Origin of the sequence: Variovorax sp. VNK109 (genome assembly GCF_049445855.1) — a bacterium.
In the GTDB taxonomy this organism is placed as follows: domain Bacteria; phylum Pseudomonadota; class Gammaproteobacteria; order Burkholderiales; family Burkholderiaceae_C; genus JAGOCV01.
In genome coordinates this window covers 1-17,233 of sequence record NZ_JBMSDV010000004.1, presented here as the reverse complement: position 1 = coordinate 17,233, position 17,233 = coordinate 1, and the positions used below count along the sequence as shown (strand labels likewise).

Here is a 17,233-nt window from a genome sequence, read left to right as displayed (position 1 = left end):
CGCACCACCTTCGTGAACCAAGCTTTCGAGCACGCCCCATTTCGGACCATTTGGTCAAAATCTTTTGATCTACAATTCATAACCTATTGATTCATAACAACTTTTGTCTTGGCACGGCGCATGCATGGGCTGCTTCCGGTTCATCTTCCGGAGGCTTGGCTCATCATGAAAGTTGGCGTGTTCATTCCCATCGGCAACAACGGGTGGCTGCTGTCCGAGGCGGCGCCGCAGTACAAGCCGAGTTTCGAGCTCAACAAGGAGATCACGCTCCTGGCGGAGCATTACGGCATGGATTTCGCGCTGTCGATGATCAAGTTACGCGGCTTCGGCGGCAAGACGGAGTTCTGGGACTACAACCTCGAGACGTTCACGTTGATGGCGGGTCTGGCGGCGGTGACGAAGAAGATCCAGCTGTTCGCCACGGCCGCGTCGCTGGTGATGCCGCCGGCCATCGTGGCGCGCATGGCGTCGACGATCGATTCGATCTCGGGCGGGCGCTTCGGGCTGAACCTGATCACCGGCTGGCAGCGGCCGGAGTATTCGCAGATGGGCCTATGGCCGGGCGACGAGTTCTTTGCCACGCGCTATGAATACCTGTCCGAGTACATGCAGGTCATCCAGGACCTGTGGACGACGGGGCAGTCGGACTTCAAGGGTGACTATTTCAAGATGGACGATTGCCGCGTGCTGCCCAAGCCGCAGGCGGAGATGAAGGTCATCTGCGCGGGGCAGAGCGATGCGGGCATGGCGTTCTCGTCGAAGTACGCCAACTACAACTTCTGCCTCGGCAAGGGCGTGAACACGCCGAAGGCGTTCGCACCCGCCGCCGAGAAGCTGATCGAGGCGAACAAGGTCACGGGCCGCAACGTCACCACCTATGTGCTGATGATGGTGATTGCCGGCGAGACGGATGAAGCCGCGCGCGCCAAGTGGGAGGCCTACAAGGCCGGCGCCGACCAGGGCGCGATTTCGTGGCTGGGCGAGCAGGGCGCGGCCGACAAGAAGGCCGACAGCAACGTGCGCCAGCTGGCGGACCCGACGTCGGCGGTCAACCTCAACATGGGCACGCTGGTAGGCTCGTACGAAACCATCGCGCGCATGCTGGACGAAGTGGCCGAGGTGCCGGGCACCGAAGGCGTGCTGCTCACGTTCGACGATTTCGTGGGTGGCGTGAAGGCGTTCGGCGAACGCATCCAGCCGCTGATGAAGAGCCGAATCGGTGTCGAGACGCCGGTGCCGTCGCAGGTGCAGCCTGAGCCGCTCGCCGCTTGAAGCCAGTCGAAGGAACACACCATGAGTGACGCCAAATCCAACAAGACACTGACCTCCACCACGCCGGTCGGCGTGCCCGAGGCGCTCGCCGCCATCGACGCACCCGAAGGCACGCCGCGCGCGATGGTGCTGCCCTCGCGGCCCGAGCCGCTGGCCATGCATGCGTCGCAGACGGCGCTGATCATCGTGGACATGCAGAACGCCTATGCGTCCATCGGCGGGTACGTCGACTCGGCGGGCTTCGACATCTCGGGCGCGCAGGGCACCATCGAGAAGATCGCCAAGGCTGCGGCCGCTGCGCGCGCGGCGGGCATTCTCGTCGTGTACCTGCAGAACGGCTGGGACGCGAAGTACGTCGAGGCCGGCGGCCCGGGCTCGCCCAACTGGCACAAGTCCAACGCGCTCAAGACCATGCGCAAGAAGCCGGAGCTGGCGGGCAAGTTCCTCGCCAAGGGCGGGTGGGACTACGAACTCATCGAGCCTTTGACGCCGCAGCCGGGCGACATCGTGTTGCCCAAGCCGCGCTACAGCGGCTTCTTCAACAGCGCGCTCGACTCGACGCTGCGCGCGCGCGGCATCCGCAACCTGGCGTTCACCGGCATCGCCACCAACGTGTGCGTGGAGTGCACGCTGCGCGATGCGTTCCACCTCGAATACTTCTCGGTGCTGCTGGAAGACGCGACGCACGAACTCGGCGGCGCGGCCATCCAGCAGGCCACGGTCTACAACGTGGAGACCTTCTTCGGCTGGGTCGCCACGGTGGACGCGTTCTGCAAGACATTCCAACCCCAACAAGTGAAGGAACTGAGCTATGCCTAAGGAAGCCATCATCCCGCCCGGCACCGGCGTGCCGCTTGCGCCCTATGTGCCCGGCACCATCGCCGACGGCGTGATCTACGTGTCGGGCACGCTCGCGTTCGACAAGGACAACAACGTCGTGCACGTGGGCGACGCCGCCGCGCAGACGCGCCATGTGCTCACCACGATCAAGGGCGTCATCGAAGCCGGCGGCGGCACGATGGACGACGTGACCTTCAACCAGATCTTCGTGAAGGACTGGGCCGACTACAAGGCGATCAACGCGGTGTACGCCGAGTTCTTCCCCGGCGTGAAGCCGGCGCGCTACTGCATCCAGTGCGGCCTGGTGAAGCCCGACGCGCTGGTGGAGATCGCCAGCACGGCGCACGTCGGCAAGAAGGGCTGACGCGGCGATGACCAGCGGCAGTCACGAAGGCCTCGTCATCCACGACATCCACGGTTCGCCCGATGCCGAGACGGTGCTGCTGTCTTCCGGCCTCGGCGGCGCGGCAGCATTCTGGAAGCCGCAGATCGATGCGCTGTTGCATGCGGGCTTCCGCGTCATCGCGTACGACCAGCGCGGCACCGGCCGCACGGGTGGAACGCTGCCTTCCCCCTACAGCATCGCGCACATGGCGCAGGACGTACTCGAACTGCTCGACGCGACGGCCACGTCGCACTGCCACTTCGTCGGCCACGCGCTCGGCGGGCTGGTGGGCCTGCAGCTCGCGCTCGACCAACCCACGCGCGTCGCGAGCCTCGCGCTCGTCAACGCGTGGTCGAAGCCGAATCCGCATTCGGCGCGCTGCTTCGACGCGCGGCTCGCGCTGCTCGACCACGTCGGCCCGCGTGCGTATGTCGAAGCGCAGCCGATCTTCCTCTACCCCGCCGCATGGGCCGCCGAACATGCGGCGCAGGTGGCCGCCGAGGTGGACCATGCATTCGCGCACTTCCCCGGCGCAGACATCATGAAGGCGCGCATTGCCGCGCTGCGTGCGTTCGATGTCGATGCGCGGCTCGGCGAGATCCAGTTGCCGGTGCTCGTCTCCGCCGCGCAGGACGACGTGCTCGTGCCCTGGACCTGCTCGCAGCACATGGCGCGCGGCTTCCCGCATGCGCGCATCGACACGCTGCCGCACGGCGGCCACGCGCACAGCGTCACGGAAGCCGACGCGTTCAACAAGCATTTGCTCGCTTTCCTGCTGCACGCCACGCGCCGGCAGGTGATGGTATGAAAGCCACCTCCAATGTTCTCGACTTTGCTGTCTCACCGGCGGCGCCGGTGGTTTCGGGCGCTTCGTACCGAGACGCGATGTCGCGTCTGCCGACTGCAGTCAGCATCGTCACCACGCGCACGCCGGCCGGCATGGCAGGCTTCACCGCCTCGGCGGTGTGCAGCGTGACTGATGTCCCGCCGACGCTGCTGGTCTGCCTCAACCATGCCGCTTCGGTCTACACCGCATTCGCGTCCAGTGACGTGCTGTGCGTCAATGTGGCCTCCGCCGGGCAGCAATCGGTGGTCGCGGCCTTTGGAGGGCGCACTGCCATGGACGATCGGTTTGCAGCCGCGCAGTGGCATGCGCTCTGCACGGGCTCGCCGGTGCTGCTGGGCGCTGCCGCCGCGTTCGATTGCCGCATTGTCAAGCGCTTGCCGGTGGGAACGCACGATGTGTTGTTCTGCGAAGTGCTGGCCCTGTCCTTCGATGCCGAGCCTCAAGCGCTCGCGTACTTCGGGCGCAAGTTCCACCGGCTGGTTGCTGCCTGATCCCGCGCCTGTCGGCGCGGCATTTCCACGATTTGTATCGTCAGATACATCGTTGTGACCGCCGGATTACTACGCTGCGCATGTTTTCCAACAAAGGAACATGCCATGAATATCCGGAAATTCATTTCAGTGCTGAGTGCTGGAGCAACGAGTTGGGTCGCGTCGCTGGCGGTGGCGGGTGCCGCCTGCGCGCAGCAGCTGCCAGAGCTGCGGATAGGCGCCGTGGTGTCCATCACGGGTCCGGCAGCATCGCTGGGTGTGAGCGAAGGCAATGCCATCAAGCTGCTCGAAGAGCGCTACGGTGCAGTGAATGATCTGCCTTTCAAGCCGAAGTTCGTCACCTACGACGACGCGTCCGATCCGGCCAAGGCGGTCAATGCGGTGCGCAAGCTGATCCAGGAAGACAAGGTGCATGTGGTGCTGTGCTGCACGACCACGCCCAACTCCATGGCAATCCTCAACACCATCGCCGAAGCGCGCACGCCCAACATCTCCATGGCACTGGCCTCGGCCATCGTGGAACCAGTGGCCGAACGCCGCTTCGTCTTCAAGACAGCCGTGACCGACGGACTCATGCTCACGCGCGTGACCGAACACATGGTGAAGCAGAAGTACAAGCGCGTGGCCTTCATGGGCCTGGAAGATGCGTATGGTGAAGGCGGTCTGAACGAATTCCGCAAGTCTGCGCAGGCGCGCGGGCTGGAGATCGTCGCGGTGGAGCGCTTCTCCAAGAGCGACACCAACTTCACGCCCCAAGCCCTGCGCGTGCGCCAGAGCGGCGCGGACGCGGTGTATTTCCACGCCATTCCGCCGTCGTCGGCGCTCTCGCACGAAGCACTGGTGCGCGCAGGCTTCAAGGGCGCCATCTATCAGTCCGGCGGTTCGGCCAACCAGGCCTTCGTGACCATCGGCCGCCAGAGCGTCGAAGGCGCGATCGTCGCCGTCGGTCCCATGCAGGTGGCCAGCCAGCTCCCGGCATCGAGCCCGGTGGTGCCGGTGCTGCAGGACTACTCCAGGGCCTTCAACGAGCGCTTCGGCGCCGGCAAGGCCGATCAGTTCGGCGGCTACGGCTGGGACGCGGTCAACATCACCATCGCATCGGCGCGCAAGCTCACGCCGACGGTCATCTCGGGCGACCTCAACGCGAGCCGCGCGGCACTGCGCGATGCCATCGAAACCACCAAGGACTTCAAGGCTGTGAGCGGTGTGTTCACCTTCTCCCCGGAAAACCATCTCGGTCTGGAGCGCGGCATCTACCTGGCCGTGGTGAAGGACGGCGCGTTCAAGCTGCTGGAAGACTGATATGGGCGCCGTGGCGCCGGAGACCCGGCGCATCGACGCCGTCGTGCTCGGCAACATCCGCGCGCTCGATGCAAAAGGCACGCGTGCGCAGGCGCTTGCCATCCGCGATGGGCGCATCGTATCCACCGGCGACGCGGACGACGTGCTCGCGCTGGCGGATACGTCAACACGGGTGCACGATCACACGGGGCGCACAGTGGTGCCTGGCTTCAACGACACGCATGCGCATATGGATTCAGTGGGCCTGCTCACACAGCGCCCGTCGCTGCAGTCAGCAGACAGCGTGGAGGCCATCCTCCAGCGCGTGCGCACGCTGGCGGCCAGCACGCCGGTTGGCGAATGGATCGTTACCATGCCGGTGGGCCGCGGGCCGTTCTACTTCGAGCAGACGGCGCACCTGCGCGAACGCCGCATGCCCACGCGGCAAGAGCTCGACGCCGCCGCGCCCAACCACCCGGTCTACATCACCGCGCCATCGGGTTACTGGGGGAAGCCGCCATGCCATGCGGCCCTCAATTCGCGCGGTCTCGCGCTCAATGGCATCGACCGCCACACGCAACCGCGCGTACCCGGCGTGCGCATCGAGAAAGACGATAGCGGTGAGCCCACTGGCGTCATCGCCGACGACAACTATCCCGAGTCCGCGCAGCTCGATGTTTTGCCGGCCGTGCCGCGCTTCTCGCACGACGAACGCAAGCTCGCTATCCGGCTGGCGCAGGCCGAGTTTCATTCGGTCGGCACTACCAGCATCTATGAAGGCCACGGCCTCGGCCCGCGCATGATCGGCCACTACCGGCAGTTGCACCATGAAGGCCTGCTGACCATGCGCGCCGGCCTGGTGGTCAATCCGTTGATCGACAGCGTGGCGCAGGCGCGTGACCTGTTCGGCGACTGGTTGTCCTACGCCGCAAATGCAGGGCTGGGCGACGACACCCTTCGCATCTCGGGCGTGTACATCGGCTTCGGCGGCGACAAGGTGTCGGCCGTGCTCGCGCAGCGCGCGCCTGACGACATCGGCTGGTCCAGCCACATCAAGCAGGCCTGGAGCGAGGAAGAGTTCGAGCAGATCGCACGCATCGCGCAGCAATGCGGCCTGCGTGTGCACACCGTGGCGGCCGACAACATCGAGAAGCTGCTGCCCGTGCTGGAGCGGCTGGACGAAGCGCAACCCATCGGCCCGCTGCGCTGGGTGGTGGAACACCTCGGCGCCTGCTCGCCGTCGGCCGTGCAGCGCCTGCGCAGGCTCGGCGTGGCAGTCACGCTGATTCCGGCCTTCCACATCTGGAAAGCCAGCAGCCGCTACCTCCATCTCGACGATGCGGCGCAGGCCTGCGTGGTGCCCGCGCTGCAACTGATCGATGCCGGCGTGCCGGTCTCGATGGGCAGCGACGCGGTGCCGCACAACCCGCTGTTCAACGTCTGGGCACTTGCCACGCGCCACATGCGTGAAAGCGAAGGTGTGCTGGGCCCGCAAGGCCGGCTCGATGTGGAGAAGGCCCTGCGCCTCGCCACCACGGCCGGTGCATGGCTCACCTTCGACGAAGACCGCAAGGGCGCACTGGTGCCCGGCCACTTTGCCGACATGGCGGTGCTCTCGCACGATCCGTGCGAAGTGGCGCCCGAAGACATCCCCCACATCCGCTGCGAAGCCACCCTGGTGGGCGGGCGCGTGGTGTACCGGCGCGGCGCGCCGGACGCAGCATGACCATCGACCCCGAACTCCTGCCGTTCATCGACGCCCTCAACCAGGTCTGGCCCGAGTACCCGCTGTCGCTCGACGTGCAGACCTGGCGCGACCGCGCCGAACGTCTGTCGTCTGCCGCTGTCAAGCCCACGCACGAAGGGCTCGACTCGCAAGACATCGAAGTGGCCAGCCCGCACGGCCCGGTCACGGTGAGGCTTTACCGACCGAAGTCCAAGGGTCCGTTGCCCGCGCTCATCTACATGCACGGCGGCGGCTGGGTCATCGGCAGCCATCGCACGCACGACGCCATCACAGCCGACATAGCGCTGCAGACGCTGGCAGTGGTCATCAGCGTCCACTACTCGCGTGCGCCGGAAGCCCAATATCCGGTCGCCACCGAAGAATGCCGGACCGTTGTCGAATGGGTGTTCGCGAATGCCGATGAACTCGGCATCGATGCGGCAAACATCTTTGTAGGCGGCGACAGCGCGGGTGGCAACCTCGCCACCGTGATGGCGCTGATGTTCCGCCAGGACCCGGCGCGCAGGCTGCGCGGCCAGGTGCTTGTCTATCCGGTGGTCGATACCGACTTCTCGCGCCACTCCTTCATCCGCGAAGCGCAGGCCCCGTTCCTGAAGGCGGCGGAGATGGTGTGGTTCTGGGGGCAGTACTGCCCTGATCCGGTGCGGCGGCTCGAACCCTTTGCCACACCGATCCGTGCGCCCGACTTTTCGGGCATGCCACCGGCACTGGTCATGGTGGCCGAACACGACCCGCTGTGCGACGAAGGCGCCGACTATGCCGCGCGGCTGCGCAAGGCCGGCATTGCCGTGGACTTCCGGCCCGGTACCGGTCTCATCCATGGTTACTTGCGCGCGCGCGGCATCTCGCGTGCGGCGCGTGCCGAGTTCGATGCCATCTGCACATGGATCCGTCAACAGAGTCTGCCGATTCACCACAGGAGTCCTCCATGAAATCCCAAGTCCTCCAGCCCTTCAAACAACTTCGCCGCCTTCTCGTCGCAGGCGGCCTTTCGCTCTCGGTCCTTGCCGCTGCACCGGTCACGGCGCAGACGGTGACGCTCAGCGCGTCGAGCAACATTCCGGTTCACCTGTTCCACAAGGTGCTCATGGTCGACTGGGCCGCCGACGTGGAGAAGGTGACAGAAGGCCGCGTGAAGATCAATGTGCTGCCCAAGCCGGTTTCCACCTACCCGCGTGCCTACGACGCGGTGCGTGACGGCCTGGCCGACGTCGCCTACTACGTGCACGGCGCACAGGCCGGCCGCTTCGGCCTCACGCAGATGGCCGAACTCGCGTTGCTGGGCGACACGTCGGAAGACATCTCGGTGGCCTACCAGCGCATTTATGAGCGGCACCTGGCCAAGGCCAACGAGCATCAGGGCGTGAAGGTGCTTGCGGTGAACGTGCATGGCCCCGGCGCCATCTTCAACACCAAGCGCCCCATCAATTCGGCCAGGGACCTCTCGGGTCTGAAGCTGCGCGTCGGCAGTGCGTCGGTGACGCAGCTCGCGCAGAAGCTCGGCGCTGTGCCGCTTCACAAGTCGTCCAGCGAATCGTACGAACTCATCTCCACCGGCGTGGCCGATGGTGCGTTCTTCCCTGCCGAGGCGATCGCCACCTTCAAGCTGGAGCGCTTCATCAAATACGGCACTCTGATTCCGGGTGGCGCGTACAACACCAGCTTCGTCTTCATCATGAACGAAGACGCTTTCAAGAAAATCCAGAAGCGCGACCAGGACGCGATCATGGCGATCTCGGGCGAGAAGCTCTCGCGTGCGGCTGGCCGTGCGTGGGACGCGGAAGACCGCCGATCCAAGGCGGTGATGCAGGCGGCCGGCGTGCAAACCACGCAGGCCAGCCCCTCGCTCATCGCCGAAATCAAGGCCGCATCGGCCGAGACCGAGAAGGCCTGGATCGCGCATGCCAACTCGCGCGGCCTCGACGGCGCCAAGGTGCTGGCCGAGTTCCGCGAAGAAATCCGCAAGGTTGCGGCAGGCAAATAAGCGCAGCACGGACGATCCGCCATGCAGACGGTCACCCCCCGCATCGACCGCTGGTGCGAAATCTCGCTCGGCGTCGTCTCGGGCTCGGCCTTGTTTGCCATGATGTGCCTGACCTTCGTCGATGTGGTGGGACGGTACTTCTTTTCCATGCCGCTCATGGGCGGCGTGGAGGTCATCGAAGTGCTGCTCGTCATCACCATCTTCGCGGGTCTGCCGCTTGCAGCGCTGCACCAGGAGCACATCGAGATCGACGTGCTGGGCACCTTCATCCCGCCGGCCGTCTGGGGTGCTCTCGGCCGCATCGGCAATGCGGTGTTCGCCGTGGCGCTGGTGCTCGTCGCCTGGCTGCTGCTGCGGCGCGCCCGGCAGTTGCACGCGGACGGCGAGGCCACCGCCATGCTGCACATCCCGCTCGACGCCGTGGCCTGGAGCATGGTGGTCTTCACAGTCATCTCCGCACTGCTGCACCTGCTGCGCGTGGTGTTGCCGCGGGACGCGGCCGATCCGGCGCAAGCCGCTGTCGCAGCAGTGGACGAATCCTGAACCGGAAACTGGCCGATGTTTGAATCCCTCCTCGGCCTGGCCGTCATCATGGCGTTGTCCATGCTGCGCATTCCCATCGCGTTGGCGATGGGCCTCGTCGGCTTTGTAGGCCTGGGCCTCATGCGCAACTGGCAATCGGCTGGCGCGTCGGTCAGCACGGTGTTCTTCGAAAGCGGCTTCCAGTACACGCTGAGTGTCATGCCGCTCTTCGTTCTGATGGGCAACTTCGTCACCAATGCCGGCATGTCGCGCGAGCTGTATCGCGCAGCGCATGCGCTGGTGGGCCACCTGCGCGGTGGCCTGGCCATGGCCACGGTACTGGCCTGCGCGGGCTTCGGCGCCATCTGCGGCTCCAGCATCGCCACCTCGGCCACCATGACCCGTGTGGCCTACCAGCCGATGAAACAGTACGGTTATTCGGACGCAACCGCCTCGGCCTCCATCGCGGCGGGCGGCACGCTGGGCATCCTCATCCCGCCCTCGGTCATCATGATCCTCTACGGCATCATGACCGACACGAGCATCGGCGCCCTATTCGCGGCCGGCGTGCTGCCCGGCCTGCTGGCCACGGGCTTGTTCCTTCTCTCCGTGCAGTGGCTCCGATGGCGCCGGCCAGACGAGATGCAGGCCGGCGAGCCGATGGACTGGAAGGCACGCGCCGGCGCACTGGTCGACGTGTGGCTGGTGCTGCTGCTGTTCATCGTCGTCATGGGTGGCATCTACGGTGGCCTGTTCACCGCCACCGAAGGCGCGGGCATCGGTGCCTTCGGCGGCTTCGTCTGCGCGCTGCAGCGCCGGCGGCTCACCTGGAAGATGCTCTTCCATATCCTCAAGGAAAGCGCGCGTACCACGGCGATGATGTTCGCCGTCATGATCGGCGCGATGATCTTCGCCAACTTCGTCACCTACACGACGCTGGGCAGCGACCTCATCAACTTCGTGAAGCAGTTCTCCATCCATCCGCTGCTGGTGGTCGTTGCCATCTGTGCGATCTACATCCTGCTGGGCACGGTGATGGAGGAGCTGTCGATGATCCTGCTTACCGTGCCGGTGTTCTTCCCGTTGGTCACCAGCTTGGGCTTCGACGGCGTATGGTTCGGCGTGCTTGTGGTCGTGGTGATGATGGTGGGACTCATCAGCCCGCCGGTGGGCATGAACCTGTTCGTCGTTCGTAACCTCGTGCCTTCGGTGCAACTGCGTGATCTCTTTGCCGGCGTCATGCCCTATCTCGTCGCGCAAATCGTGCTGCTCGCACTGCTGATCACCTTCCCGCAGATCGCGCTGGTGCTGCCCCGCTGGCTGGGGCTCTGAGCGACCGTGCCTCGCCGTGGCCGGTTGTATCCGCAGATACAGCCAGCCAGCGCGTTCGCTGAAATCATCCGTACACCTCAACTTCTTCCAACACACGGGAGGCTCTCATGGGACGTACGAATCGCTGGCTTGCTGCCGCTCTTCTGGCTGCGGGCTTCACACACTCCGCCTTTGCCGACGACCGGCCGGAGTTCCGCATCGGCATGGTCAACGCCGTCACCGGTGGCGCATCCGCCATTGCGGCCGGTGCCGTGGCCACGTTCAACCTGCTGGAGCAGCAGTTGGCCGCCGACAAGTCGCTGCCGTTCCAGGTGAAGTTCATCAAGTACGACGACGGGTCCGATCCGGCCAAGTCGATCAACGCGGTGCGCCGCCTTGCGCAGGAAGACAAGGTGCACGTCATCATCTGCTGCACCACCACGCCGTCGTCGCTCGCCGTCAACAAGGCCATCGACGAGGAGAAGGTGCCCAACGTCTCGCTGGCCGCCGCCGCATCGGTGATCGAGCCGGCGTCGGAGCGCAAGTACACCTTCAAGACGCCGATCACCGATCGGTTGATGATCAACTACACGCTCGATTACATGCTCAAGAAGGGCTACCGCAAGGTGGCCTTCCTCGGCCTCGACGATTCGTATGGCGAAGGCGGCTGGGTCGAGTTCAACAAGCTCGCTGCCGCCAAGGGCATGGAGATCGTCGCCACCGAACGTTTCTCGCGCGGTGACACCAACTTCACGCCGCAGGCGCTGCGCGTCTCGCAGAAGAAGCCCGACGCCGTGTATTTCCACGCCATCCCGCCGTCGGCCGCGCTTGCGCACGAAACACTCAAGCGCGTCGGCTATGCCGGCCCGATCTTCCACGGCGGCGGCGCGCCCACGCCCGCGTTCCTGAGCGTCGGCAAGACGGCGGTCGAAGGCGCTATCGTCGGCACCGCGTCGCTCACCATCCACGACCAATTGCCCGCGAACCATCCGCTCAAGAAGGTGCAGGGTGATTTCGCAAAGAGCTACGACGCGAAATACGGCGCTGGCAAGGCCGACCTGTTTGCCGCGCAGGCCTACGACGCCATCCAGATCCCGCTGCAGGCATGGAGCCGCGTGCCGGCCAACGTGCGCGCCGGTGATCTCGCGCAGGCCCGCAACGCGCTGCGCGACAACATCGAAAACACGAAGAACTACCTCGGTGCTGTGGGCATCTTCAGCTTCAGTCCGACCGACCACCTCGGCCTCGATTCGCGCAGCACCTTCCTGGTAACCGTGAAAGACGGCAAGTTCACCCTGCTCGCAGACCAGTAAGCCGCTTCCATGGATTCATTGACCGCGCTGTTCCTTCTGACCGATGGCCTGACCAATGGCGCGGTCTATGCACTTGTGGGGCTGAGCCTGGTCCTGATCTACACGACCACCCGTGTCGTGAACATCGCGCAGGGCGAGTACGTCACGTTCGGCGCGCTCACGCTTGCCAGTTTCATCGAAGGCAAGCTCGCGCCCATCGTCTGGGTCGTGGCGGCCGGCGGTGTCGTGTGCCTGGCACTCGACATGCGCCAGGCCGTGCTCAACCGGCGCAGCGTGTTGCGCCCGCTGCTGCAGTATCTGGCAATTGCTGCTGCGCTGGCCGCGCTTACGTGGGTGGCCTGGCAGGTGCAGTCGCTGCCGCTACGCATGCTGGCGGCACTGGCACTGGTGTCGGCGCTCGGTCCCATCGTCTACCGAGTGACTGTGGAGCCCAAGCCGGGTAACACCACCGTGGTGCTGGTGATCATCGGGGTCGGTGTGTCCATGGTCATGCATCCGCTGGCGCTGCTCCTGTGGGGACCGGACCCGCGCCCGGTGCCCGCCATCAGCGACGGGCGCCTGTCGCTTGGACCCATGGACGTGGCCTACCAGTCACTGTTCATCATGGCGGTGTCGATCGCTTCGGCGCTCGCGCTCTTCGCATTCTTCCGATTCACGCTCACTGGCAAGGCATTGCGTGCCGCATCGGTCAACCGTGAAGGCGCGCAGTATTGCGGCATCCCGGTGGTGCTGGCCGGGCGCCTGAGCTTCTTCCTGGCGGCGGCGCTGTCGGGCGTGAGTGGCATGCTGCTCGCACCGCTGGTCACCGCCCACTACGAGATGGGATTCGTCGTCGGACTCAAGGGTTTCGTCGGCGCGGCCATGGGCGGGCTGGTGAACTACCCGCTGTCGGTGGCCGGCGTATTCATTGTCGGCATGCTCGAATCCTTCGCCTCGTTCTTCAGCAGTTCCTACCGCGACGCGCTCGTGTTCGCGCTGGTCATCCCCATCATGCTTTGGCGCAACCGCTACGCCGGCGAGGATCTCGATGAGCACTGAAATCCGCGCGGTGCGTCCGCCTTCCTCCCTCAGGCGACGTCAGGTGGTCGTGATCGGCAGCCTGTGCGTGATGATGGCCCTTCTGATCACCACCGCCCCGACTTACTACGTCGGCCTGATGGCCATGGCCGGCATCCATGCGCTGGTATGCATCGGCTTGTCGCTCGTACTGGGCACGGGGCAGGTGTCGCTCGGCCACGCGGCGTTTGTGGGGCTGGGTGCTTATGCTTCGGCCATCATGGCGCGCAGGGGTGTGCCCACGGCGCTTACCATTCCTCTTGCCATGATCCTGTGCATGGCGGTGGCCTATGTTCTGGGGCGCATCACACTTCGGCTGAAAGGGCATTCGCTGCCTTTGGCCACGCTGGCCTGGGGCGTCGCCATCTATGTGTGCTTCGTCGCGTCCATTGGCATCACCGGTGGTGCGTCGGGCATGTCCGACATTCCACCGCTGAGTGTGGCCGGCTTCGTCTTCGATACGCGTGCCGTGACCGCGCTGGCTTGGATATGTGTGCTGCTTGTGTTCATCGGCTACAGCCGGATCCACCGTGGTCGGGTGGGCCGCATCGCCAAGGCCATCCGTGTGCATGGCGTCATGGTCACGGCGTTCGGTGCCGACGTGCCCGGTGTGAAGATGCGTGTGTTCGTCGCCTCTGCTGCGCTGGCCGCGCTCGCGGGCGGATTGTTTGCCTACTACATGCGGTTCCTCAGCCCCTCGTCGTTCGCCATAGGCGCGTCGTTCAACTACCTCATCATGGTGGTGCTCGGGGGCGTAGCCAGTCCGGTGGGCGCCATCCTCGGGGCCGTGCTGTTTGTAGTGATGGAAGTGGGGGCGCAATACCTTTTCGCCACGATGCTGGGTGTGCCCGGCCAGATGGAAGCCATGTTGTTCGGCGCGCTGCTTATCGTGCTGCTGCTGCGATGGCCCGGGGGCATTCTGAGCTGGCTGAAGCTGCGCGAGACGGTGTACGGCACACCTCGGGTGGATGCTGCAGCCAGCGCGAAGCAGGTAGCCGATATGCGGCCGCAGATCGCGAAGATCGAGGTCGACAAGGTCACCAAGCGTTTTGGCGGACTGCAGGCGCTCAAGGGCGTGACCATCGACGTACCGCGCGCGCGCATCACCGGGCTGATCGGGCCCAACGGTGCGGGCAAGTCGACATTGTTCAACGCGGTGACCGCGGTGTCGCCAGCCACCACGGGCGAGGTGCGCATCAACGGTACGCCGCTACCCGCGCGTTCGCGCGAGGTCATCCGGACCGGCATGGCGCGCACCTTTCAGCACGTGCAGCTGGTTGGTGAACTCACGGTTCTGCAGAACGTGATGATTGGCGGCTACATCGATGGCCATGCGGGTCTCGTTGCTGCAGCACTGGGCCGGGATCGCGTGGAGGAAGCCATCACGGCGGAGCGCGCACGCGAAGCATTGCAGCAAGTGGGCCTCACCGCCGACGCGGACCGTACCGTGGGCAGCCTGCCGTTGGGTAGCCAGCGACTGGTCGAGGTGGCCCGCGCACTGATGACACGCCCTGACGTGTTGCTGCTCGACGAACCAGCAGCCGGCCTGCGTGCAGCAGAGAAAGAACGCCTGGTCCGCTTGCTCAAGTCCCTGCGCGATGAACGGCAGATGGCGATCCTGCTGGTGGAGCACGACATGGAGCTCGTCATGAGCTGCGTCGATCACATCTTCGTGTTGAACTACGGCGAGCTGCTTGCCGAAGGCGGTCGCCGCGACATCCAGAACAACCCTGCCGTGATCGCGGCATACCTGGGGAGCGAGGCATGAACGTCCTGCAGGTGAAAGACCTGACTGTCGCTTACGGACAGGTGACGGCGGTCGACCGCATCAGCTTCCACGTGCCGGCGGGATCGGTGGTCACGCTTATCGGCGCCAACGGTGCGGGCAAGACGACGCTGCTCAAGGCACTGATGGGAGCGCTACCGGCCAAGGAAGGAACGGTCGAGCTTGACGGCATCGTGCTCGGACAGATTCCGGTGGAAGAGCGGGTACGCCGCGGCATGTACCTTGTGCCTGAAAAACGTTCGCTTTTTGCGTCGATGAAGGTCGAAGATAACTTGCGGCTGGGTGCTTACGCGCGACGCAAGGACCTGAAGCTTGACAGGGAGCTCGAACGCATCTTCCAGTTGTTTCCGGTACTCAAGGAGCGGCGCGAACAGCTCGCAGGTACGCTGTCGGGCGGCGAGCAGCAGATGGTGGCGATAGGCCGCGCGCTCATTGCCCATCCACGTGTGCTGCTGCTGGATGAGCCTTCCATCGGTCTTGCGCCTCGGATCGTGCAGCAGATCATGGAAGTCATCGTCGAGCTCAAGCGCAGCGAGGGGCTCACCGTGATTCTCGTCGAACAGAACGTGCGCATGGCGCTTCGTGCCGCAGACGAGGCCTACCTCGTCGAGCTGGGCCGCGTGGTCAAGCGTGGTCCTGCGGCCGAACTGGCGGCAGACCCCGGGCTGGTCAGCAGCTATCTCGGCAAGGCGGCTTGAAGGCGGAGCCGGGCTCGATGATCCATCAGCTTCCTTTTGATGAGCTTCGGGCGCGCTACCGTGCCGGCGAGTTGTCACCAGTTGACGTAACCCTGAGTGCACTGGCGCATGCCGAGCGCGCGAACGAGAGCCTCAACGCCTTTGCGTTGCTGGACCGCAAGCGCGCGCTGGAATCTGCCGCGCGATCCGCCATGCGCTGGAAATCGCGAACGCCGGCGGGTTCACTGGACGGCATGCCTCTGACGGTGAAAGAGTTCGCAGCAGTCGAAGGCTGGACCACGCGACGCGGCTCGGCGGTGACGGGCGGTGAGCCGGCGCCGCGAAACACGGTGTTCGTCGAACGGCTCATGGCCGGCGGTGCTGTGCTGATTGGCAAGACTCGCGCGCCCGAGTTCAACTGGAAAGGTGTGACTGACAGCCCGGCTTTCGGCATCACGCGCAATCCGTGGGACCTGTCGCTGACCCCCGGGGGCAGTAGTGGCGGTTGCGCTGCTGCAGTAGCTGCCGGCATCGTGCGTGTGTCGCTGGCGAGCGATGCCGGTGGTTCCATCCGCATACCGTCCGCTTTTACGGGGCTCGTGGGCCTCAAACCGACTTTCGGCCGTGTGCCGGCCAATCCACAGCCCAGTGCGTTCTCGAACATCGTGCACACCGGGCCGATCGCCGCCTCGGTGAGCGAGTTGGCTGAAACGCTTCAGATCGTGGGTGGTGCGTCCGCACGCGACTGGCATTCGTTCATCGGCGGCGAGATGGACTATGTGCATGCCGTGTCGCGAGCCGATGATGCGCCGATGTTGCGCATCGGCATCCTGGCACCGGCGCATTGGCGAAGCGCGCAGGATCCAGTCCGCGAGGGGGTCGAAACCGTGCTGAAGCAACTGCGTGATACAGGCTTCGCCGTGAAAACGGTGGATTTCGATGTCACGGCAGCTTCTGCGGTTTCGGCCGCGTTCTACCGGATCGGCTGTGCGGCGACTATCCGCGCCGTGCCCGAAGCCAGCCGCCATCGTCTCGACCCGGAGCTGCTGCGATTCGCTGAAGGCGCCGACGCCGGACCGATGACTGAATACCTCGCGCTCTGCGGCCAGCGTGACGCCTGGTGCAACCGGCTGGGATCGTTGTTCGATGAGGTGGACGTACTGATGTTGCCAACGATGCCCATCCTGCCTTTCACTGCTGGCCGTCTGGTACCCGAAGGCTGGCCGTGCGACGACTGGCTGTCATGGAACCCGTACACCCCGGCGTTCAACATGGCGCAAGTGCCGGCAATGTCTTTTCCTATCTGGCCCGACTCTGGCGCGCTACCGGTCGGCGTGCAGTTCGTTGCGCCCCGCTACCGGGACGACAGTCTGCTGATGCTGGGTGCATGGCTTGAGAAGCGCTATCCCTTGAAGCTTGCCCCAGCACCGGCCCCGCACGAAGAAGTGGCGGCTGTATCGGCCGATACAGCCGCCACTCCAGACGTGCCAGACAATGTCCACAGGCAGGCGCGCCTCATGGCGGCTCGGCTCTATTTCGCGTCATAGCGCCCGGCGCGTACGCCTTACAGAAGATTCAAAGAACCATGACCACTCCCAATCAGCCCGGCTTCAACATCCTGCGGCTCGGCTACATCGAGTATCAGGTCGTGGATCTGGAGCGTTCGCGTGATTTCTACGTTGACGTCATCGGCCTCTTCGAGACATCCAGGGACGCCGATG

The 17,233-nt window shown here is 64.9% G+C and carries 16 protein-coding genes; all 16 read left to right on the top strand.

Annotation, left to right across the window (positions count from 1 at the left end):
• The first annotated feature begins 165 nt into the window (after nucleotides 1–165).
• The 16 genes from rutA (at nucleotide 166) to ACO2Q9_RS14395 (ending at nucleotide 17,059) form a co-directional block, all read left to right on the top strand.
• A complete protein-coding gene (gene rutA, locus ACO2Q9_RS14470) occupies nucleotides 166–1,272 on the top strand; it encodes a pyrimidine utilization protein A (RefSeq protein WP_423312508.1) in 1,107 nt (368 codons plus the stop codon).
• A 21-nt stretch (nucleotides 1,273–1,293) separates the two neighbouring features.
• Nucleotides 1,294–2,091, top strand: coding sequence for a pyrimidine utilization protein B (gene rutB, locus ACO2Q9_RS14465; protein WP_423312507.1), 798 nt, complete (start codon nucleotides 1,294–1,296; stop codon nucleotides 2,089–2,091).
• Nucleotides 2,084–2,476 carry a pyrimidine utilization protein C gene (gene rutC / locus ACO2Q9_RS14460; protein ID WP_423312506.1) on the top strand — a complete coding sequence of 131 codons (393 nt, stop codon included), beginning with the start codon at nucleotides 2,084–2,086 and terminating at the stop codon, nucleotides 2,474–2,476. Before rutB ends, rutC begins: the two co-directional genes overlap by 8 nt.
• Nucleotides 2,477–2,483: 7 nt before the next feature.
• The gene (gene rutD / locus ACO2Q9_RS14455) at nucleotides 2,484–3,305 is read left to right on the top strand and encodes a pyrimidine utilization protein D (RefSeq protein ID WP_423312505.1); all 822 of its coding nucleotides are present in this window, start codon (nucleotides 2,484–2,486) and stop codon (nucleotides 3,303–3,305) included.
• Complete coding sequence (locus ACO2Q9_RS14450; RefSeq protein ID WP_423312504.1) at nucleotides 3,302–3,835, top strand: flavin reductase; 534 nt, start codon at nucleotides 3,302–3,304, stop codon at nucleotides 3,833–3,835. The genes rutD and ACO2Q9_RS14450 overlap by 4 nt, the downstream gene beginning before the upstream one ends.
• Before the next feature lie 105 nt (nucleotides 3,836–3,940).
• Complete coding sequence (locus tag ACO2Q9_RS14445; RefSeq protein ID WP_423312503.1) at nucleotides 3,941–5,137, top strand: ABC transporter substrate-binding protein; 1,197 nt, start codon at nucleotides 3,941–3,943, stop codon at nucleotides 5,135–5,137.
• Nucleotide 5,138: 1 nt separating this feature from the next.
• Nucleotides 5,139–6,842 (top strand): amidohydrolase, encoded by a 1,704-nt coding sequence (locus ACO2Q9_RS14440; protein WP_423312502.1) that lies wholly within the window; start codon nucleotides 5,139–5,141, stop codon nucleotides 6,840–6,842.
• Nucleotides 6,839–7,795 (top strand): alpha/beta hydrolase, encoded by a 957-nt coding sequence (locus tag ACO2Q9_RS14435; protein WP_423312501.1) that lies wholly within the window; start codon nucleotides 6,839–6,841, stop codon nucleotides 7,793–7,795. Before ACO2Q9_RS14440 ends, ACO2Q9_RS14435 begins: the two co-directional genes overlap by 4 nt.
• The gene (locus tag ACO2Q9_RS14430; protein WP_423312500.1) at nucleotides 7,792–8,847 is read left to right on the top strand and encodes a TRAP transporter substrate-binding protein; all 1,056 of its coding nucleotides are present in this window, start codon (nucleotides 7,792–7,794) and stop codon (nucleotides 8,845–8,847) included. The genes ACO2Q9_RS14435 and ACO2Q9_RS14430 overlap by 4 nt, the downstream gene beginning before the upstream one ends.
• A gap of 21 nt (nucleotides 8,848–8,868) precedes the next feature.
• Entirely contained in the window at nucleotides 8,869–9,390 is a 522-nt protein-coding gene (locus ACO2Q9_RS14425; protein WP_423312499.1) for a TRAP transporter small permease, read from the top strand.
• Between the two features lie 15 nt (nucleotides 9,391–9,405).
• On the top strand, nucleotides 9,406–10,701 hold the full coding sequence (locus ACO2Q9_RS14420) for a TRAP transporter large permease (RefSeq protein ID WP_423312498.1): 1,296 nt from the start codon (nucleotides 9,406–9,408) through the stop codon (nucleotides 10,699–10,701).
• 107 nt (nucleotides 10,702–10,808) lie between these two features.
• Complete coding sequence (locus tag ACO2Q9_RS14415) at nucleotides 10,809–11,993, top strand: ABC transporter substrate-binding protein (RefSeq protein WP_423312497.1); 1,185 nt, start codon at nucleotides 10,809–10,811, stop codon at nucleotides 11,991–11,993.
• Between the two features lie 9 nt (nucleotides 11,994–12,002).
• Nucleotides 12,003–13,031, top strand: coding sequence for a branched-chain amino acid ABC transporter permease (locus ACO2Q9_RS14410; protein ID WP_423312496.1), 1,029 nt, complete (start codon nucleotides 12,003–12,005; stop codon nucleotides 13,029–13,031).
• Nucleotides 13,021–14,817: an ABC transporter permease subunit gene (locus ACO2Q9_RS14405; RefSeq protein WP_423312495.1), complete on the top strand. Its 1,797-nt coding sequence runs from the start codon at nucleotides 13,021–13,023 to the stop codon at nucleotides 14,815–14,817. The genes ACO2Q9_RS14410 and ACO2Q9_RS14405 overlap by 11 nt, the downstream gene beginning before the upstream one ends.
• Nucleotides 14,814–15,533, top strand: a complete 720-nt coding sequence (locus ACO2Q9_RS14400) for an ABC transporter ATP-binding protein (protein ID WP_423312494.1) — start codon at nucleotides 14,814–14,816, stop codon at nucleotides 15,531–15,533. The genes ACO2Q9_RS14405 and ACO2Q9_RS14400 overlap by 4 nt, the downstream gene beginning before the upstream one ends.
• Nucleotides 15,530–17,059, top strand: coding sequence for an amidase (locus ACO2Q9_RS14395; RefSeq protein WP_423312493.1), 1,530 nt, complete (start codon nucleotides 15,530–15,532; stop codon nucleotides 17,057–17,059). Before ACO2Q9_RS14400 ends, ACO2Q9_RS14395 begins: the two co-directional genes overlap by 4 nt.
• Nucleotides 17,060–17,233: the final 174 nt, after the last annotated feature.